Below are 15,821 nucleotides of genomic sequence, written 5' to 3' on the forward strand. Positions count from 1 at the left end.
AATTTAAACAATTAAACCTATCGGAGAACTAACTGTTCATTGGCAATAAAACCTTAATCTCTGTGCCAACACCTTCTTGTGATTTAATGCCGATACTCCCTCTATGCAAACGGATGATATTGAGTGAAAGTGGTAGGCCAACGCCATAACCTTTAAAATCGGAAGTGTTTGATGCTCTGTAGAAAGGTTCGAATATGTGTTGAATATCAGTTTGTGGAATACCGATACCCCGATCGGTTACAGCGATAGAAAGCATATTGGCATTACTTTCTATACTAATGCTTACCAAATTCTCATTAGAATATTTGCAGGCATTATTTACAATATTGCTGATGGCCAGCTTCATCAGGTTTTTATTTACCCTAATCGAAAGCAGTTCCTCATCATCTGGAAGTTTGCTGAAATCGATCTCTATTTTACTATTGGGATGTACCTGGTTTACTGAATCTTTAATTTCCCATAACAGTTCATCCATTCTTACTTCTTCCCAGGGCTGGTTTTTTCCGTTGAAACCCGATTGTGCCAAACCTAATAAACTGGTTAAGATATGTTCCAGCCTTTCTGCCTCATCTTTAATTTTTGATAATGCCTTTTTCTGTTTTGCCGTATCTTCGATGGTTTTCATGGCCAGTTCTACCTCGCCGCTAATAATGGTTAAAGGCGTTCTCAGCTCGTGTGAGGCATTGCTGATAAAGTTATTCTGCGTTTCGAAAGCTGTTTCCAAACGGTTGAGCATATTATTGAAGGTTTGGGCCAATTGCGACATTTCATCATTTCCCTTTTTAACATCTAACCTTAAGTGTAAATTTTCGGCCTTTATTTTTTTTACACTTTTAATGATGTTTCTAAGCGGCATTAACATGTAATTAGAGAATTTCCATCCCACCACAAATGATAATATTACAGAAAGAAAAAAGCCAATAATTAAAATTCTCTGCAGGTCTTTTAACTCCCGGAAGCCGACAGGATCATTTGCAGAAACGATAACGATATATCCTCCATTCGAATTTTTAAAGAATTTACCGGCATAGAAGTGATTTTCGATGCGATAGCGGGCTACATAACCGGCCTTTATCCGGTTATAAAAACTTGCGGGTAATTCGCGGTCTAGTTTATTGGTTGGTTTGCCTGCTTCAATGATATACTCTTTTTCAGATGGCAAACGTTCCAGGTATCTATTGCGCATTTTTGCATACACCTTATTGTTGTCATCTTCGTATAGTTTAATCTGAGCGGCAATATTAACCCTGGCTTCCAGTCGTTTATAAAAATCTTCGAAGGCGAAGTCGTTAGAAAAATACCAAACAAAACCACTTAATAAAGAAATAATAATTGCCGATAAAATGGCAAAGAGTAAAGTGATTTTTTTTGCTATCTCCATTTATTTTTCCCTTAATATATAACCTAAGCCTACGGCAGTATGGATGAGTTTTTGATCGGAATTTTTATCTATTTTTTTGCGAAGGTAATTAACATAAACATCGACCACATTGGTGCCAAGGTTAAAATCTATATCCCAAACGTTTTCTAAAATATCTATCCTGGATAAAATTTTAGATTTGTTTTTGGCCATGTACTCAATTAGCCGGTACTCTGTTGCCGTAAGTACAATTTCCTGTTGGTTTCGTTTTACTGTTTTTGCACTTAAATTAATCTGGAGATCTCCTACAGAAATAATCTGATCTTGTGAAGCCGCGCCCTGATATCGCCTTAATAACATTCTTACCCGCGCAAAAAGTTCAGCAAATTTAAATGGCTTTATTAAATAATCATCTGCACCATTATCCAGTCCTTTTACCACATTTTCGGTAGTACCCAAAGCCGTAAGCATAATAATTGGCGTATTTGGTTTTTGTTCTTTAATGATTTTGCAAAGTTCCAATCCATTTATTCCGGGTAGCATGATGTCAAGAATAATCAGGTCGAACTGATTTTCTAAAGCCATCTGTTTTCCGATTAAACCATCAGGAGAAATACTTACGGTAAATCCCTCATCAGTTAAACCTCTCGAAATTACAGATACAACACTCGGTTCATCTTCTACAAGTAATAAATTCATTTGCTGGCAAATAATCTAAAAAAAAGGGAATTACAAAATCTTAATAGGTAGTTAGGCGGTTTTTAATGTTTTTTAACGCAAAGCCGACACAATTGTTTGAATTATTGCAAATTGAAGCAAAATGAATCTTACCATAAATAGAGATTTGTCATCCTGAGCTTGTCGAAGGATCTGTAAAATACTCTTTAAGGTGTTTCGACAAGCTCAACATAACAGCATTTGAGATGAAATCAGCATTATGATACAATATCAGTAATATTTTAACCACAGAGGTAACAAAGGGAAGGCACAGAGGACGCCAAGTTTTTATAGGGGCAGAGGTCATCCCGATCTGATAGCGATCGGATTGAAATGACGCCCCTGCATGGGGGCACACCATAGTTTCTACACTTTAGCCTCTGACTTCGGACGTCCGTATTTATGGCTAAAGATTTACTTGGGAGCCACTCAGCATAACAAATATTTCTTCAAAAATACTCCGTGTTTTCCGTGCTTCCGTGGCTAAAAATAAAAGTATTTGACTCATAAGTCTTCGACTTCGCTCAGACTGACAATGCTATATTACCGTGGCTAAAATTTCTAAACCCCTTTTTCCGATTTTTCTTTCAAATATTTTAACCCGTCTTCAAAATCTTTTCCGATCATTTGATCCATAAATAAGCCAAACCATTTATTGATTATTCCTTTGCTTTCTCCGCTCATAGTCCACGTTACTTTACTTCCGTTTCCGGCTTTTTCTATATCGAAACGGGTATCTGCAATACTTTCCATAGGTTTGATAAATTTTAATTCCATATCAACCATTTTATTAATTTCTACTTTATTAATCAGCATTTGTCCTGCGCCACTTTTTTTTCCATTCCATTGATAAAGATGGCCAGGCTGAGCGGTAGTTCCAGTAATGGTTATCTTAGCTTGTGGATCCATTTTCGACCAGGCATTCCACTTGTAGAATTCATTATAATCGGCAATGTTTTTATAAATAACACTGTCTGGTGCAAGAATCGTTATCGTCCGATTAACGGAGTAGCTTTTTGGTAGAAAAAAACTACCTCCAATAATGATTATTGCCAATACAGCAATAATACCGAGTAAGATTTTGAGAAATTTCATAACAATTTAGTTTGGTTAACTAAATTTATTAAGAAAGCAAGATAAATCAAAGTGAAATCAACTAAACAATTTTGATTTTCGATGGAGGCGAATTGATTTTAAAATGCATCAAATCAGCAATAGATTGCGCTTTTTGTTTAATCAGCTCTGCATTGGGACCTTCAAATAAATCGTCGACGTTCTGGAAAAAGAGATTTTTCCATGTCTCAAATTGCTCATGCTGTAGTGGCGTTCGTTCGTTCAGTGCAAAATGGCTAAGCATGGGATTGCCTTTATAAATGGCCTTTCCGAAGAGAATGCTTTCCCAGAAATCGTACATTTTTGGAAGGTGGTGCGACCAGTCTACCTTAGCGATGTCAGTGAATATTGGCCCAATCTGTTTGTTAACCGCAACATTTTGATAAAACGTATCCACTAAAACGATAATATCTACTCTATTGTCAATGTCTTTTTTCATTATACAGTGATTTTAAACTTAAAAAACCCAGAACAATCAATGACAGGAATTTTATCATGTCGATAATGATGTATAAAATATGGTGATAACTTTTGATTGGAGCATTGCCTGCCAAAACCAGTTTTGCCCTTTCATCAAGTACTGGTAAGAGCCAAAAAGTGTCTGCCATTAAAAGTATGGTAACCAAAAAAAGTAGAATACTACGGCTATTTTTTAAAGGTACGGGCAAGGAGCAGGCTAAAATGATGATAGCCAATACGATTTCAACTTTATTAAGGGCTTGGAAAACCAATTGACCGATGCCTAAACCAAGTGGGATTGTGATTCCTGGAGCCTGAAATTTTAAAGGCGCTTCCAAAAAACTAATTCCGGCGAGGAGCCCCGCCCAGAAAATAATGCAGAAAATTCCAATTAACTTTTTCATTTGATTGCAAATATCAGTTAAAGTGACACTCCAAAAATGACTAGCGTCACAAAGGTGAGGTTTTTACCTGTAAAGCCGCAATTGAAGTTTATTGTAATCTATAATCGCTTTGTATTGCATTAAAATATCGCCGCCAATAATGCCCATAATAGGAGGGTGGCCGAACTGTTGATAAGTGTCGCTAACCGATTGCAGGTCAAAAGCAACGGTTTCGTAGGCTTTGATTTTTAAGGTGCCGATTTTTACCTCTGGTATAGTGGCCTGGATGGTGGTTGTGGTGGTAAAAAGTGTGGCTGCGTTTATCTCGTCTGATACCTGAAGCGTTTCAGATAAGTGTTGTTCAATTAAAGATTTATCGAAAACACTCCGCGATGCACCAGTATCCAGAACAGCAAGGTGTTTTTCTTTAAAAACAATAATTTCCACCAAAAGGTGGAAGCCGTCGTCTTGTAAATTTATTAGTTTAAGCGGGATTGAAATTGATCTCATTGTTTTTTGTGTACTTTTATGCTTAGGTACGAAGCTGCTTATATATCCTCATAAATAGATGAATATAAAAGGACGGTTGTCATTCCCGCGCAGGCGGGAATCTTAATACAGTAGGCTTTAAGATTCCCAATCGAGTTGGGAATGACGAATCGAGGAAGGCTATTATTGTAATTTAATGCTTTCGCTAAAAACTAATTTACAGAATGATAATGATGTTAAACCAGCTTCATTTCGGCCAGTACACTATTCATATTTCTTACTGCATCGGCACTTTTATTAAATGCGGCCTGCTCGTCTTCTGTTAGTTTAAAATCAATAATTTTTTCCCATCCGCTACGGCCGATAATTACCGGCACACCTAAGCAGATATCTTGTTGTCCGTATTCCCCTTCAAGCGAAACGCAACAGGTAAACAGTTTTTTCTCATCACGTAAAATGGCTTCGACTAATGCGGCACCTGCAGCACCTGGAGCATACCAGGCCGAAGTTCCGATTAAACCTGTTAAAGTAGCACCTCCAACCATAGTATCTGCCGCCACTTGATCGAGCGTAGCTTTATCCAATAAATTGCTTACCGGTAAACTTTGGTAAGTAGCTAAACGTGTTAATGGGATCATAGTCGTATCGCCGTGACCGCCAATTACAAAACCCTGTAAATCGTTCGGGTTGCAGTTTAAGGCTTGCGATAAATAAAATTTGAAACGTGAACTATCTAACGTTCCGCCCATACCGATAATGCGGTGTTTAGGTAAACCTAACGATTTTAAGGCGAGATAAGTCATGGTATCCATCGGATTACTGATCACGATAAAGATCGCCTCTGGGGAGAATTTTAAAATATTTTCGGCAACACCTTTAACAATACCAGCATTAATGCCGATCAGTTCTTCGCGGGTCATTCCTGGTTTACGTGGCAAACCCGAAGTAATAACCACCACATCGGAACCAGCGGTTTTGCTGTAATCGGCAGTTACCCCTGTAATTTTGGTGTCGAAGCCCAAAAGGGTAGCAGTTTGCATCATGTCGATTGCTTTACCTTCGGCAAAACCTTCTTTAATATCCAATAAAATAAGTTCGTTCGCTAATTCTTTGCGGGCAATATTATCTGCACAAGTGGCACCAACTGCGCCTGCGCCAACAACCGTTACTTTCATATATTTATATTTTTAGTGGTTTGCTATCGTTAAATCTCTATCGAAGGTAGAAATAAATATAAGGTTTAAAAACGCTTTTCAAAACTTTATAATTTAATCGCGGTTTACTTAGTAAATACAAAACTGCGATTTTTTGTTCTAACAAATTATGGAAAACAAACCCATTTCTAATATCGATTACAAAGCCTTTGAGGGTAAATGGTATTCTTTATATTCTATTCCAACCTTATTAGATAAACATTGGAAACAGACTACTGAAACTTATACATTAGTAGATAACGATCATTTTGATGTATATACCACTTACCATAAAGATGGAAAGCCCGAAGAAAAATCGATCACTTCAAAACTATTTTTTGACGACAAAAAATCTGATGGTGATATGAAAGCCCAGTTTTTATGGCCTTTTAAAATCGGTTATTGGATTATAGAGCTGGCTGATGACTATAGTTATGTAGTTGTGGGGCATCCCGACGAAAAATACCTCTTTATTATGGCCCGTGAACCTAAAATGGAAGCTGATTTGTTGGTGCATATTATAGAAAGGTGCAGGCAGAAAGGATATGAGGTGAGTGAGTTGGTGAGCCAGGAGCATTTTTAAATAGTTTTCAGTTGGCGCATTACTAAAATGTTTGTCATTCTGAGCACAGCGAAGAATCTGTGATCATCATTTTAATTTCTAAAGATTTATCCATCTGGTATGGAAAGTAGTTGCAGCAGCATTTAGTTTAATTCAGTCCCGCCCCCGCTTCTGCCGATTGAAAAAATCGGCATCCCGCTACGGTCGGGTTTAGGTGGCGCTGACTGTGCTACTATCCGTAGTAAATAAACCCGATTGCAGTGAACATTCCGATCCTTCATCGGAATGTTCACTGCAATCGGGGCTGGAAACCGCCATGAAAAACCGAACCACTCATTTCCTAAAATAAAAGGATCAAAAAAGAAGAAACCGAATAATGAGTTAGGAATTAATGCTTTGAAAAGACCTCTCATATTTTTTAAGACCCGATGGGTTTGTCAACCGTATTTTGTTGATAAAATCCTGACAACTTCAACCCTCAAATTCCCTATTTTTGAAGAACCGTTATTATTCTAGCAACGGTTAATTCTTTGCCGCACAATATGTACTTAATTTTTGATACTGAAACCACGGGTTTGCCCCGCAATTACAATGCACCGATTACCGATACGGATAACTGGCCGCGTTGTATACAAATTGCCTGGCAATTGCACGATGAGATGGGGAGATTGGTTGAACATCAGGATTATCTAGTTAAACCAGAGGGATTTAACATTCCGTATGATGCAGAACGGATCCACGGTATTTCGACCGAACTGGCCGCAGAGCAGGGTATCAGTTTTGACGAAATGCTGGCCAAGTTTAATGAAGTTTTAAACAAAGCCAAATTTGTTGTGGGCCAGAATGTTGGCTTTGATGTGAATATTATGGGTTGCGAATTTCACCGTTTTGGTGTAGCCAACCGTCTGGCCGAAATGCCTGTTTTAGATACCTGTACCGAAGTTACCGCGCAGCTTTTACAATTGCCTGGAGGTAGGGGTGGTAAATTTAAACTGCCAACCTTAACTGAGTTGCACGCTTATTTATTTGGTGCTCCTTTTAACGAAGCCCACAATGCTACTGCCGATGTGGAGGCAACCACGCGTTGTTTCCTGGAACTGGTAAAAAGAGAGGTTTTTAAAAAAGAAGAACTGCTTGTTGATGTTGAATATTTCCCACGTTTCAGGGAAGTAAATCCTGGCACTATTGAAGGGGTTGGTTTAAAACACATCAACCTAAAAGCCGCATCTGATGAAATCCGCAGACGCCAGCAAAAAACGGAAGGCAGCGGGATTTCTAAACAAACGCTGGCAGGTAATAAACAGGAACTTACGGCAGCAACTTTTGTGCATTTGCATAATCATACCCAGTTTTCGGTATTGCAAAGTACCATCAGTATTCCCGATCTGGTAAAAGCGGCAGCTGCACAAAAAATGCCTGCGGTAGCCATGACCGATCATGCGAATATGATGGGAGCTTTCCACTTTGTTAACAATGTTTTAAACCATAACAAAGCTGCTGAAGCTAAAAACGCAGCTGCTATTGAAGCGGGCGAGCGCCCAACTGAAGTAGTAATGACGCCTATTGTTGGGGTAGAATTTTTTGTTTGTAATAACCATTTAGACCGTACCGCAAAAGACAACGGTTACCAGATGGTACTGTTGGCGAAGAACAAAAAAGGCTATCATAATTTAGCTAAAATGTCGTCTATTGCCTATACCAAAGGTTTTTATTACGTTCCACGTATCGATAGGCAGGTAATTGAACAGTACAAAGAAGATATTATTGTGCTTTCCGGAAACCTTTCAGGAGAGATTTCGAATAAAATATTAAACCTCGGTGAAAATCAGGCAGAAGAAGCTTTACTATGGTGGAAAGCCCAATTTGGTGATGATTTTTACGTAGAGGTAATGCGCCACAACCAGGAAGATGAAGATCGTGTAAACGAAACTTTGATTGCCCTGGCCAATAAACATGCGGTTAAACTGGTAGCCACCAATAATACCTATTACATTAATAAAAAGGATGCCAACGCCCACGATATTTTACTTTGTGTAAAAGACGGTGAAAAACAGGCCACGCCTATTGGTCGAGGTCGTGGTTACCGTTATGGATTGCCAAACCAGGAATACTATTTCAAATCGGGCGATGAAATGAAGGCGCTTTTTGCCGATCTGCCTGAGGCAATCACAAACATTCAGGAAATTCTTGATAAAATTGAAATTTACAAACTTGCCCGCGAAGTACTCTTACCTAAATTCGATATCCCTGAAGAGTTTTTGGTTGCCGAGGATGAAGCCGATGGTGGAAAACGCGGAGAGAATAAATTTTTACGTCACCTTACTTACGAGGGTGCCAAAAAACGCTATGGTACCTTGACGCCCGAGGTTACCGAACGTTTAGATTTTGAATTACAAACAATTGAGAAAACAGGTTATCCGGGTTATTTCCTGATCGTACAGGATTTTATTGCCGAAGCCCGGCGAAGAGATGTTTCTGTAGGTCCTGGGCGTGGTTCTGCTGCTGGTTCAGTGGTTGCCTACTGCCTGTGGATTACCAATATCGATCCGATTAAGTATGACCTCCTTTTTGAGCGTTTCTTAAATCCCGATCGTGTATCCATGCCCGATATCGATATCGATTTTGATGACGAGGGCCGTGGCCGCGTAATGGAATACGTAATCAATAAATACGGTTCCAGCCAGGTAGCGCAGATTATTACCTACGGAACCATGGCGGCAAAATCTTCTATCCGGGATACTGCCCGTGTATTGGATCTGCCACTTTTCGAGGCCGATAAAATTGCCAAGCTGATCCCGAACATGAAGCTGGCCAAAATCTTTACCCTCGATGAAAAGAGTTTAAAAGATGCTTTGCGCCCAGATGAATACGAACGTGTAGTAGAGCTAAAAAACTTAGGCAGTTTAAAAGATTTAAGTGCCGAAACCATACAACAGGCACAGATTTTAGAAGGATCGTTAAGAAATACGGGTATTCATGCCTGCGGGGTAATTATTACACCAAGCGATATTACTAATTTTGTTCCTGTATCAGTAGCCAAAGATTCTGATTTATATGTTACCCAATTTGATAACTCCGTTGTAGAAAGCGCGGGTTTATTGAAGATGGACTTCCTGGGGTTAAAAACCTTAACCCTGATTAAGGATACTGTAAAACTGGTAAAGAAACGACATGGCATCGACCTTAATCCGGATGATTTCCCGATTGATGATGTAATGACTTACGAGCTTTTCCAGCGTGGCGAAACCATCGGTATCTTCCAGTACGAGAGTCCGGGGATGCAGAAGTACATGAAGGAGCTGAAACCAACGGTTTTTGACGATTTAATTGCAATGAACGCACTATATCGTCCGGGACCGATGGAGTATATTCCAAGTTTCGTTCGCCGTAAAAATGGTGAGGAAGAAATCAAATACGATTTAGATGCCTGCGAAGAATACCTGAAAGAAACTTATGGTATTACCGTATACCAGGAACAGGTAATGCTTTTATCGCAGAAACTGGCCGGATTTACCAAAGGTGAGGCCGACGTACTGCGTAAGGCGATGGGTAAGAAACAGAAAGACGTTCTGGATAAAATGAAACCTAAATTTGTAAAGCAAGCGGCCGAAAAAGGTCATGATGCCGCAACTTTAGAAAAAATATGGAAAGATTGGGAAGCTTTTGCATCCTACGCTTTCAACAAATCGCACTCCACCTGTTATGCCTGGATTGCTTATCAAACAGCATATTTAAAGGCACATTACCCTGCCGAATATATGGCTGCGGTACTTTCCAATAACATGAGTGATATTAAACAGGTGGCTTTCTTTATGGAAGAATGTCGCCAGATGAGTGTTACCGTATTAGGTCCGGATGTTAACGAATCTGATCTTAAATTTTCAGTAAATGCCAAAGGCGAAGTTCGTTTTGGAATGTCGGCAGTAAAAGGTGTAGGCGAAAAAGCGGTAGAAAGTATTATAGAAGAAAGACTGGCAAATGGGCCTTATAATAGTGTTTACGATTTTGCCAAGCGATCTAATACCCGCATTGTAAATAAAAAGGCTTACGAGAGTTTTGTATACAGCGGGGCTTTCGATGCATTTGGCGGACACAGAGCGCAATATTTCTATATTGGCCCTAATGATAAAATGAATGGCATTGAAAAGATTATTAAATATGCCAACGATTTTCAGAACAATGAAAGCACTTCACAGGCTTCGCTTTTCGGTGGATCAAAAGCTGATCTGATTTTAGAGCCAAGTTTGCCTGTTTCTCCGGAGTGGGCTTTAATGGACAGATTGAAATATGAAAAAGATGCGATCGGGATTTTCCTTTCCGGTCACCCGTTGGATAACTATAAACTCGAACTCGATAAATTCTGCACCCATGGTGTCAGGCAGCTTAGTATCATTAACAAGGTACGAATGGGAGATAATAATGAAGAGGTTCTGGCCGAATTCGAAAAACTTAAAAACCGTGAACTTTGCGTAGGTGGTTTAGTGGTAGTGGCATCGCAACGCATTACCAAAACCGGTAAACCTTTCGGAACATTTGTTTTCGAAGACTATGATGATGCCAGCGAAATGGCCTTGTTTGGTGAAGATTTTCTAAAATTTAAATCATTTTTAACCGAAGGGTATTTCCTGCAGATCAGGGGAAGGGTAGGTGAACGTTTCGGAAAAGCAGGCGATTGGGAGTTTAAAATTACTGCAATCAACCTGATGTCTGAACTGCGGGATAAATTAGCGAAGAGTTTAACTATCCAGGTGCCTATTGAGCGGGTTAACGATCAGTTAATGAGAGAAATTGAGGCGATATTAGCAGACAATAAAGCAAACTCCGAACAGCAGAACTGCCAACTTAACTTCGCTGTTTTTGATAGCGAAAAGCAGATTATGCTCGATTTACCTTCGAAAAATTTAAAAATAAATCCCAACAACAAGTTCTTAGAACAATTGATGGGAATGAATGTTGTAAATTACAAGCTGAACTAGCGTTTGGTGTTTGGCGCTCAGCGTTTTGGGTTTATCGAACGCCTAGCGCTGTCCGCTTGGCGCTCACCGCTTTTACTAAAATAATGTCAAATTGACATTACAGATGTTATGGCATTACAATTGAATACATATATTTGAACATAAAAAAAATAATTATGGCATTAGAAATCACAGATGCAAACTTCGAGGAGCTTGTATTAAAATCAGATAAACCCGTATTAGTAGATTTTTGGGCAGAATGGTGTGGCCCTTGTCGCATGGTTGGTCCGGTAGTAGAAGAAATCGCAAAAGAATATGATGGAAGAGCAGTAGTTGGAAAAGTAAACGTTGATAACAATCCTCAAATCTCAATGCAGTTTGGTATCCGTAACATCCCTGCTTTATTATACTTTAAAGATGGTCAGGTTGTAGATAAACAAGTTGGTGCTGTTCCAAAATCAGTATTGGCTGAGAAATTAAATAAGCAATTGGCTTAGTTTAAGCTTAAAGCACAAAATCAAAGCCCAAGGGCTTGTAACATATTTAAAACCCAGGTTCATTTGATGGATTTGGGTTTTTTATTGCAAACATAATTTTGTTTCTTTAATAAAAAACTAACAATCATGTCTATTCACTTATTTAACAATAAAACTTTAGGTATTTTATTGGCAGGTTTAGCAATAAACTGTGCAAATATTGCCTGTGTATCGGCGCAGAATCCTGTTGAAACCAATGAGCCCTCGGCTGATTACAAGCCTGCTTTTGTCGGACAAACCAGAATTGCAGGTATAAAAACCAAAACTCCTTTGGATATTTCCATCATCAATGAAAAGTTGGAAAATCCATGGGCAATTTCAGTACTCCCCAATGGTGGTTTCCTGATTACCCAAAAACAGGGTACGATTTTGATCCTTACCCCGGACGGAAAATTAAGTAAAAAAATCACAGGTTTACCAAAGGTTGATCCATCTGGTCAAGGTGGTTTACTGGATGTAACATTAGATCCAAACTTTGCAAAAAATAGAATGATCTATTGGGCTTATTCAGAGCCTCAGGATAAAGGCGTTTTATTGGCCATTGCCAAAGGTAAACTGGCTGCAAACGAAACTTCGATAGAAAACCAGACCATTATTTACCGTGCTACGCCTGCTTATACGGGTAAACTTCAGTACGGATCGAGAATTGTTTTTGATAAAAACGGAAATTTATTTGTAAGTACAGGCGAACGTTCTGGTAACGATATCAGGATACAGGCACAATATTTAAATTCTTCATTAGGTAAAATTTTGCACCTTACCCCAGAGGGAAAAGCGGTTGCAAATGGTCCATTTGCTGGTAAAGCCGATGCCCGACCTGAAATTTATGCCTATGGACTCCGTAACCCGGATGGTTTGGCCATTAATCCCTCGACAGGCGATTTATGGGAGGCAGAGTTTGGACCAAAAGGTGGTGATGAGGTAAACATCATTAAGCCGGGTAAAAATTATGGCTGGCCAATTATTACCTATGGAACGGAATACAGCGGTAAAAAAGTTGGAGATGGTATTCAGCAGAAAGAAGGAATGGAACAACCGGTTTATTACTGGAATCCAAGTATTTCACCTGGTTGTATTGCGTTTTACAACAGTAATAGCATAGCCGAGTGGAAAGGCAATTTATTTGTAGGCGGTTTGGGCGGTTCGCACATTATCCGTTTGGTTATTAAAGATAATAAAGTTGTTGGCGAAGAGCGCTTGCTCGAAGGTAAAGGCGAGCGTTTCCGCGATATGGCAGAAGGAAAGGACGGAGCGCTTTATTCGGTAACCGATAATGGTCATTTGTATAGGATAGCAAAGAAATAATATTTAAGACCTATAAGGTTTTAAAAACCTCATAGTCTTTTAATCGGGTTATTTAGACCTCACAGGTTTCACAAACCTGCGAGGTCTTTTTTTTATCATTTTAAATCGGTAGGTTTTGCGTTAGGGATTGTAAGGGTTCCGTACCGATCCTTCATCGGTACGGGAGCGAAGCGCAGCCCTGCAAAGCCCGCCCCTTGGGTAACGCCCATATCAATTAACCGTTTGCAATTTTCGGTTTGCAGTTGGTTGTTGTTTTGCCTTTGAAACGTTGGAAGTCTTGGCTGATTTTTCATTTTTTTAATAAATCTTTTATTAGCTTTACGATATGCAGGCTGTAAACTACGAGAACGAAACAAGCTATGGTAACTTAGAATTGCTGGCCCAGCAAGTGGTAGAAGGTTTTATTACGGGTTTGCATAAAAGTCCGTTTCATGGCTTTTCGGTTGAGTTTGCGGAACACCGCCAGTATAATAATGGAGATAATGTTAAAAATATCGACTGGAAATTATACGCCAAAACCGATAAACTTTATAGTAAACGTTTCGAAGAAGAAACCAACCTGCGTTGTCAGTTTGTGATTGATGTTTCCTCATCGATGTATTTCCCTGAGCCGAAAAATAATAAACTGATTTTCTCGATACAGGCTGTAGCATCCTTAATGTACCTGTTGAAGAAACAGCGCGATGCCTTTGGTTTGAGTTTATTTACAGATGAAATACTATTAAACTCTCCGGCAAAATCGACTACGGTTCATCAAAAATATTTATTTACCCAATTAGAAGAACTGCTGCAGAAACCAAAGGTAAATGCACAGACCAATTTAAGCGAGGCACTGCACCAGGTGGCAGAACTAATCCACAAACGTTCTTTGGTAATTGTGTTCAGTGATCTCTTCAATACGCATACTAGTGCAGATAAAACCGATCAGTTTTTTGATGCGTTGCAACACCTTAAGTTTAACAAGCACGAGGTTGTGGTTTTTAATGTGGTTGATAAAACAAAAGAGGTGGATTTTAATTTTGAAAACCGACCATACCAGTTTATTGATATGGAAACCGGCGAAACTATTAAGGTACATACCAACCAGGTAAAGGAAAATTATACCGCAGCTGTTTCCAGTTACCGCCAGCAGGTTGCGCTAAAATGTGCTCAATATAAAATAGATATGATTGATGCCGATATGAATGAAGGATTTTATCCCGTTCTACAGTCATATTTGATTAAAAGGCAAAAATTAGGCTAAGCTTTTGTTTCAAAGCAAAAACAACAGTAAGGGTAGACTGTTAATTAATAAACGATTTAATTTAAACTCGATAATATGTTAGAAAAAGGCGCAACAGCACCAGATTTCGAATTGAATGCTACTCCCGATCAGAAAATAAAACTTAAAGATTTCAAAGGCAAAAATGTTATCCTGGCTTTTTATCCTGCGGATTGGAGTCAGGTTTGCAGCGACCAAATGGCACTTTATAACGAAATGTTAAAATATTTCAGCAAATATGATGCACAAATTTTTGGTGTTTCTGTAGACAGTGTCTGGTGCCACCTTGCTTTCGAAGAAAATAGAAAACTACATTTCCCGCTACTGGCTGATTTTGAACCAAAAGGTGCTGTGTCTAAAGCTTATGGTGTATATGATGATGAAGTTGGTGAAAGTAAACGGGCACTGTTTGTGATTGATAAAGAAGGAAAAATTGCCTGGAGTTATTTATCACCAGTAGCCGTTAACCCCGGTGCCGATGGTATTTTGGATGCATTGGAAGAATTAAGCAAGAAATAAAGCGATGAGTGTATTAAAACCCGAAATAAACAGTCAGGATCATATTCAAGGTGATGATTCGGCAAGTATTGCCATTGTTGAGTTTGGTGATTACCAATGTCCATACTGTGGAGATGCTTATCCCATCATGAAGGAAATTGAAGAAACTTTTGGTCATCAGATCAGATTTGTTTTCCGCCATTTTCCTTTGACAAATGCGCATGAATTTGCTTTTCCGGCTGCTATTGCTGCAGAGGCTGCAGCGTTACAAGGTAAGTTTTGGGAAATGCACGATGCCCTTTATGAAAACCAGTATCGCCTTGATGGTGAGCTGTTCGACGAACTGGCCGAAACGATTGGTTTAGATTTAGAGCAGTTTCAGAAAGATAGTGCTTCAGAAGAGATTAAACGGAAAATAGAAGATGATTTTGATAGTGGTGTACGGAGTGGTGTAAACGGAACACCTTCATTTTATGTAAACGGAACCAAGTTTGACGGAGGTGCAACCGATTTGTACCAGATGCTCAAGGAAAGTACAGAGTGATTTTAAAGAAGTGGCTGTCTCATAAATTGTAATTCGCTTCTAATTTGTCACGTTGAGCCAGTCGAAACGCCTTATGAGACATCTCAAATAGGTCCTTCGAATCTGCTACCATTGACGTTATTTTACAAATTATTATTAATCAGGATTTTAACTACTTTCGCATTTCCATCCAGCTAGGCCATAGTACGGTATCTCCGTTCTACTTAAATCCGGCCTAATAAATTTTTCGGGCTGCACTGCTTAAGCCAGCCTACTAGCTTAGAAAGAAAAATTTTCAGCCGGTGTTTTTTGTTTCTTTTTGACACCAAAAAGAAAGAGCCCTTCGGCGGCGGCAAGCCGAGGCAAGACAGCGCGTAGGATAAGAAAAGACAATTGTACGTCACTCATATTGATTTTAAACAATTAACTAATCCTCAGGATGACAATTTTATATTATGATACAGCTT

The 15,821-nt window shown here is 39.1% G+C and carries 16 protein-coding genes; 7 read left to right on the forward strand and 9 right to left on the reverse strand.

The window, feature by feature from the left end:
• Window positions 1-28: 28 nt before the first annotated feature.
• The 7 genes from BCL90_RS03090 to mdh form a co-directional block, all read right to left on the reverse strand.
• Window positions 29-1,381 carry a sensor histidine kinase gene (locus tag BCL90_RS03090; RefSeq protein WP_121282559.1) on the reverse strand — a complete coding sequence of 451 codons (1,353 nt, stop codon included), beginning with the start codon at window positions 1,379-1,381 and terminating at the stop codon, window positions 29-31.
• Window positions 1,382-2,059 carry a response regulator transcription factor gene (locus tag BCL90_RS03095; RefSeq protein WP_121282560.1) on the reverse strand — a complete coding sequence of 226 codons (678 nt, stop codon included), beginning with the start codon at window positions 2,057-2,059 and terminating at the stop codon, window positions 1,382-1,384.
• 579 nt (window positions 2,060-2,638) lie between these two features.
• Complete coding sequence (locus BCL90_RS03100) at window positions 2,639-3,172, reverse strand: SRPBCC family protein (RefSeq protein WP_121282561.1); 534 nt, start codon at window positions 3,170-3,172, stop codon at window positions 2,639-2,641.
• Window positions 3,173-3,233: 61 nt separating this feature from the next.
• Window positions 3,234-3,629 carry a group III truncated hemoglobin gene (locus BCL90_RS03105; RefSeq protein WP_121282562.1) on the reverse strand — a complete coding sequence of 132 codons (396 nt, stop codon included), beginning with the start codon at window positions 3,627-3,629 and terminating at the stop codon, window positions 3,234-3,236.
• On the reverse strand, window positions 3,613-4,053 hold the full coding sequence (locus BCL90_RS25890; RefSeq protein ID WP_208529836.1) for a hypothetical protein: 441 nt from the start codon (window positions 4,051-4,053) through the stop codon (window positions 3,613-3,615). Before BCL90_RS25890 ends, BCL90_RS03105 begins: the two co-directional genes overlap by 17 nt.
• Before the next feature lie 63 nt (window positions 4,054-4,116).
• The gene (locus tag BCL90_RS03115) at window positions 4,117-4,542 is read right to left on the reverse strand and encodes an aspartyl protease family protein (protein ID WP_121282563.1); all 426 of its coding nucleotides are present in this window, start codon (window positions 4,540-4,542) and stop codon (window positions 4,117-4,119) included.
• Window positions 4,543-4,757: 215 nt separating this feature from the next.
• Window positions 4,758-5,696 carry a malate dehydrogenase gene (mdh, locus tag BCL90_RS03120; RefSeq protein WP_121282564.1) on the reverse strand — a complete coding sequence of 313 codons (939 nt, stop codon included), beginning with the start codon at window positions 5,694-5,696 and terminating at the stop codon, window positions 4,758-4,760.
• A gap of 148 nt (window positions 5,697-5,844) precedes the next feature.
• On the opposite strand from mdh, the gene BCL90_RS03125 reads away from it, so the two are divergent.
• Complete coding sequence (locus BCL90_RS03125; protein WP_121282565.1) at window positions 5,845-6,297, forward strand: lipocalin family protein; 453 nt, start codon at window positions 5,845-5,847, stop codon at window positions 6,295-6,297.
• Between the two features lie 122 nt (window positions 6,298-6,419).
• Here BCL90_RS03125 and BCL90_RS25570 read toward each other — a convergent pair whose 3' ends face one another.
• Window positions 6,420-6,689, reverse strand: coding sequence for a hypothetical protein (locus tag BCL90_RS25570; RefSeq protein ID WP_121282566.1), 270 nt, complete (start codon window positions 6,687-6,689; stop codon window positions 6,420-6,422).
• 129 nt (window positions 6,690-6,818) lie between these two features.
• On the opposite strand from BCL90_RS25570, the gene dnaE reads away from it, so the two are divergent.
• The 3 genes from dnaE (at window position 6,819) to BCL90_RS03145 (ending at window position 13,072) form a co-directional block, all read left to right on the forward strand.
• Window positions 6,819-11,252: a DNA polymerase III subunit alpha gene (gene dnaE / locus BCL90_RS03135; RefSeq protein WP_121282567.1), complete on the forward strand. Its 4,434-nt coding sequence runs from the start codon at window positions 6,819-6,821 to the stop codon at window positions 11,250-11,252.
• Between the two features lie 155 nt (window positions 11,253-11,407).
• A complete protein-coding gene (trxA, locus tag BCL90_RS03140; RefSeq protein ID WP_121282568.1) occupies window positions 11,408-11,728 on the forward strand; it encodes a thioredoxin in 321 nt (106 codons plus the stop codon).
• A 126-nt stretch (window positions 11,729-11,854) separates the two neighbouring features.
• Window positions 11,855-13,072 carry a PQQ-dependent sugar dehydrogenase gene (locus tag BCL90_RS03145; protein ID WP_121282569.1) on the forward strand — a complete coding sequence of 406 codons (1,218 nt, stop codon included), beginning with the start codon at window positions 11,855-11,857 and terminating at the stop codon, window positions 13,070-13,072.
• 95 nt (window positions 13,073-13,167) lie between these two features.
• Here the strand turns inward: BCL90_RS03145 and BCL90_RS03150 are convergent, their stop codons facing one another.
• Window positions 13,168-13,365 (reverse strand): hypothetical protein, encoded by a 198-nt coding sequence (locus tag BCL90_RS03150; RefSeq protein WP_121282570.1) that lies wholly within the window; start codon window positions 13,363-13,365, stop codon window positions 13,168-13,170.
• A 32-nt stretch (window positions 13,366-13,397) separates the two neighbouring features.
• On the opposite strand from BCL90_RS03150, the gene BCL90_RS03155 reads away from it, so the two are divergent.
• From BCL90_RS03155 to BCL90_RS03165, 3 genes are all read left to right on the forward strand, one after another.
• A complete protein-coding gene (locus tag BCL90_RS03155; RefSeq protein ID WP_121282571.1) occupies window positions 13,398-14,315 on the forward strand; it encodes a DUF58 domain-containing protein in 918 nt (305 codons plus the stop codon).
• Window positions 14,316-14,390: 75 nt separating this feature from the next.
• Window positions 14,391-14,852, forward strand: coding sequence for a redoxin domain-containing protein (locus BCL90_RS03160; RefSeq protein WP_121282572.1), 462 nt, complete (start codon window positions 14,391-14,393; stop codon window positions 14,850-14,852).
• A gap of 4 nt (window positions 14,853-14,856) precedes the next feature.
• Entirely contained in the window at window positions 14,857-15,375 is a 519-nt protein-coding gene (locus BCL90_RS03165; RefSeq protein ID WP_121282573.1) for a DsbA family protein, read from the forward strand.
• Window positions 15,376-15,821: the final 446 nt, after the last annotated feature.

Origin of the sequence: Pedobacter alluvionis (assembly GCF_003664035.1) — a bacterium.
In the GTDB taxonomy this organism is placed as follows: Bacteria; Bacteroidota; Bacteroidia; order Sphingobacteriales; family Sphingobacteriaceae; genus Pedobacter; species Pedobacter alluvionis.

What these genes read in the sequence shown, in the direction of transcription:
- BCL90_RS03165 (WP_121282573.1), top strand. Translation starts at nt 14,857, where the DNA reads ATGAGTGTATTAAAACCCGAAATAAACAGTCAGGATCATATTCAAGGT.
- BCL90_RS03150 (WP_121282570.1), bottom strand. Translation starts at nt 13,365, where the DNA reads ATGAAAAATCAGCCAAGACTTCCAACGTTTCAAAGGCAAAACAACAAC.
- BCL90_RS25890 (WP_208529836.1), bottom strand. Translation starts at nt 4,053, where the DNA reads ATGAAAAAGTTAATTGGAATTTTCTGCATTATTTTCTGGGCGGGGCTC.
- BCL90_RS03105 (WP_121282562.1), bottom strand. Translation starts at nt 3,629, where the DNA reads ATGAAAAAAGACATTGACAATAGAGTAGATATTATCGTTTTAGTGGAT.
- dnaE (WP_121282567.1), top strand. Translation starts at nt 6,819, where the DNA reads ATGTACTTAATTTTTGATACTGAAACCACGGGTTTGCCCCGCAATTAC.
- BCL90_RS03155 (WP_121282571.1), top strand. Translation starts at nt 13,398, where the DNA reads ATGCAGGCTGTAAACTACGAGAACGAAACAAGCTATGGTAACTTAGAA.
- BCL90_RS03125 (WP_121282565.1), top strand. Translation starts at nt 5,845, where the DNA reads ATGGAAAACAAACCCATTTCTAATATCGATTACAAAGCCTTTGAGGGT.
- BCL90_RS03090 (WP_121282559.1), bottom strand. Translation starts at nt 1,381, where the DNA reads ATGGAGATAGCAAAAAAAATCACTTTACTCTTTGCCATTTTATCGGCA.
- BCL90_RS03160 (WP_121282572.1), top strand. Translation starts at nt 14,391, where the DNA reads ATGTTAGAAAAAGGCGCAACAGCACCAGATTTCGAATTGAATGCTACT.
- BCL90_RS03095 (WP_121282560.1), bottom strand. Translation starts at nt 2,059, where the DNA reads ATGAATTTATTACTTGTAGAAGATGAACCGAGTGTTGTATCTGTAATT.
- BCL90_RS03145 (WP_121282569.1), top strand. Translation starts at nt 11,855, where the DNA reads ATGTCTATTCACTTATTTAACAATAAAACTTTAGGTATTTTATTGGCA.
- BCL90_RS25570 (WP_121282566.1), bottom strand. Translation starts at nt 6,689, where the DNA reads ATGAGAGGTCTTTTCAAAGCATTAATTCCTAACTCATTATTCGGTTTC.
- trxA (WP_121282568.1), top strand. Translation starts at nt 11,408, where the DNA reads ATGGCATTAGAAATCACAGATGCAAACTTCGAGGAGCTTGTATTAAAA.
- BCL90_RS03115 (WP_121282563.1), bottom strand. Translation starts at nt 4,542, where the DNA reads ATGAGATCAATTTCAATCCCGCTTAAACTAATAAATTTACAAGACGAC.
- BCL90_RS03100 (WP_121282561.1), bottom strand. Translation starts at nt 3,172, where the DNA reads ATGAAATTTCTCAAAATCTTACTCGGTATTATTGCTGTATTGGCAATA.
- mdh (WP_121282564.1), bottom strand. Translation starts at nt 5,696, where the DNA reads ATGAAAGTAACGGTTGTTGGCGCAGGCGCAGTTGGTGCCACTTGTGCA.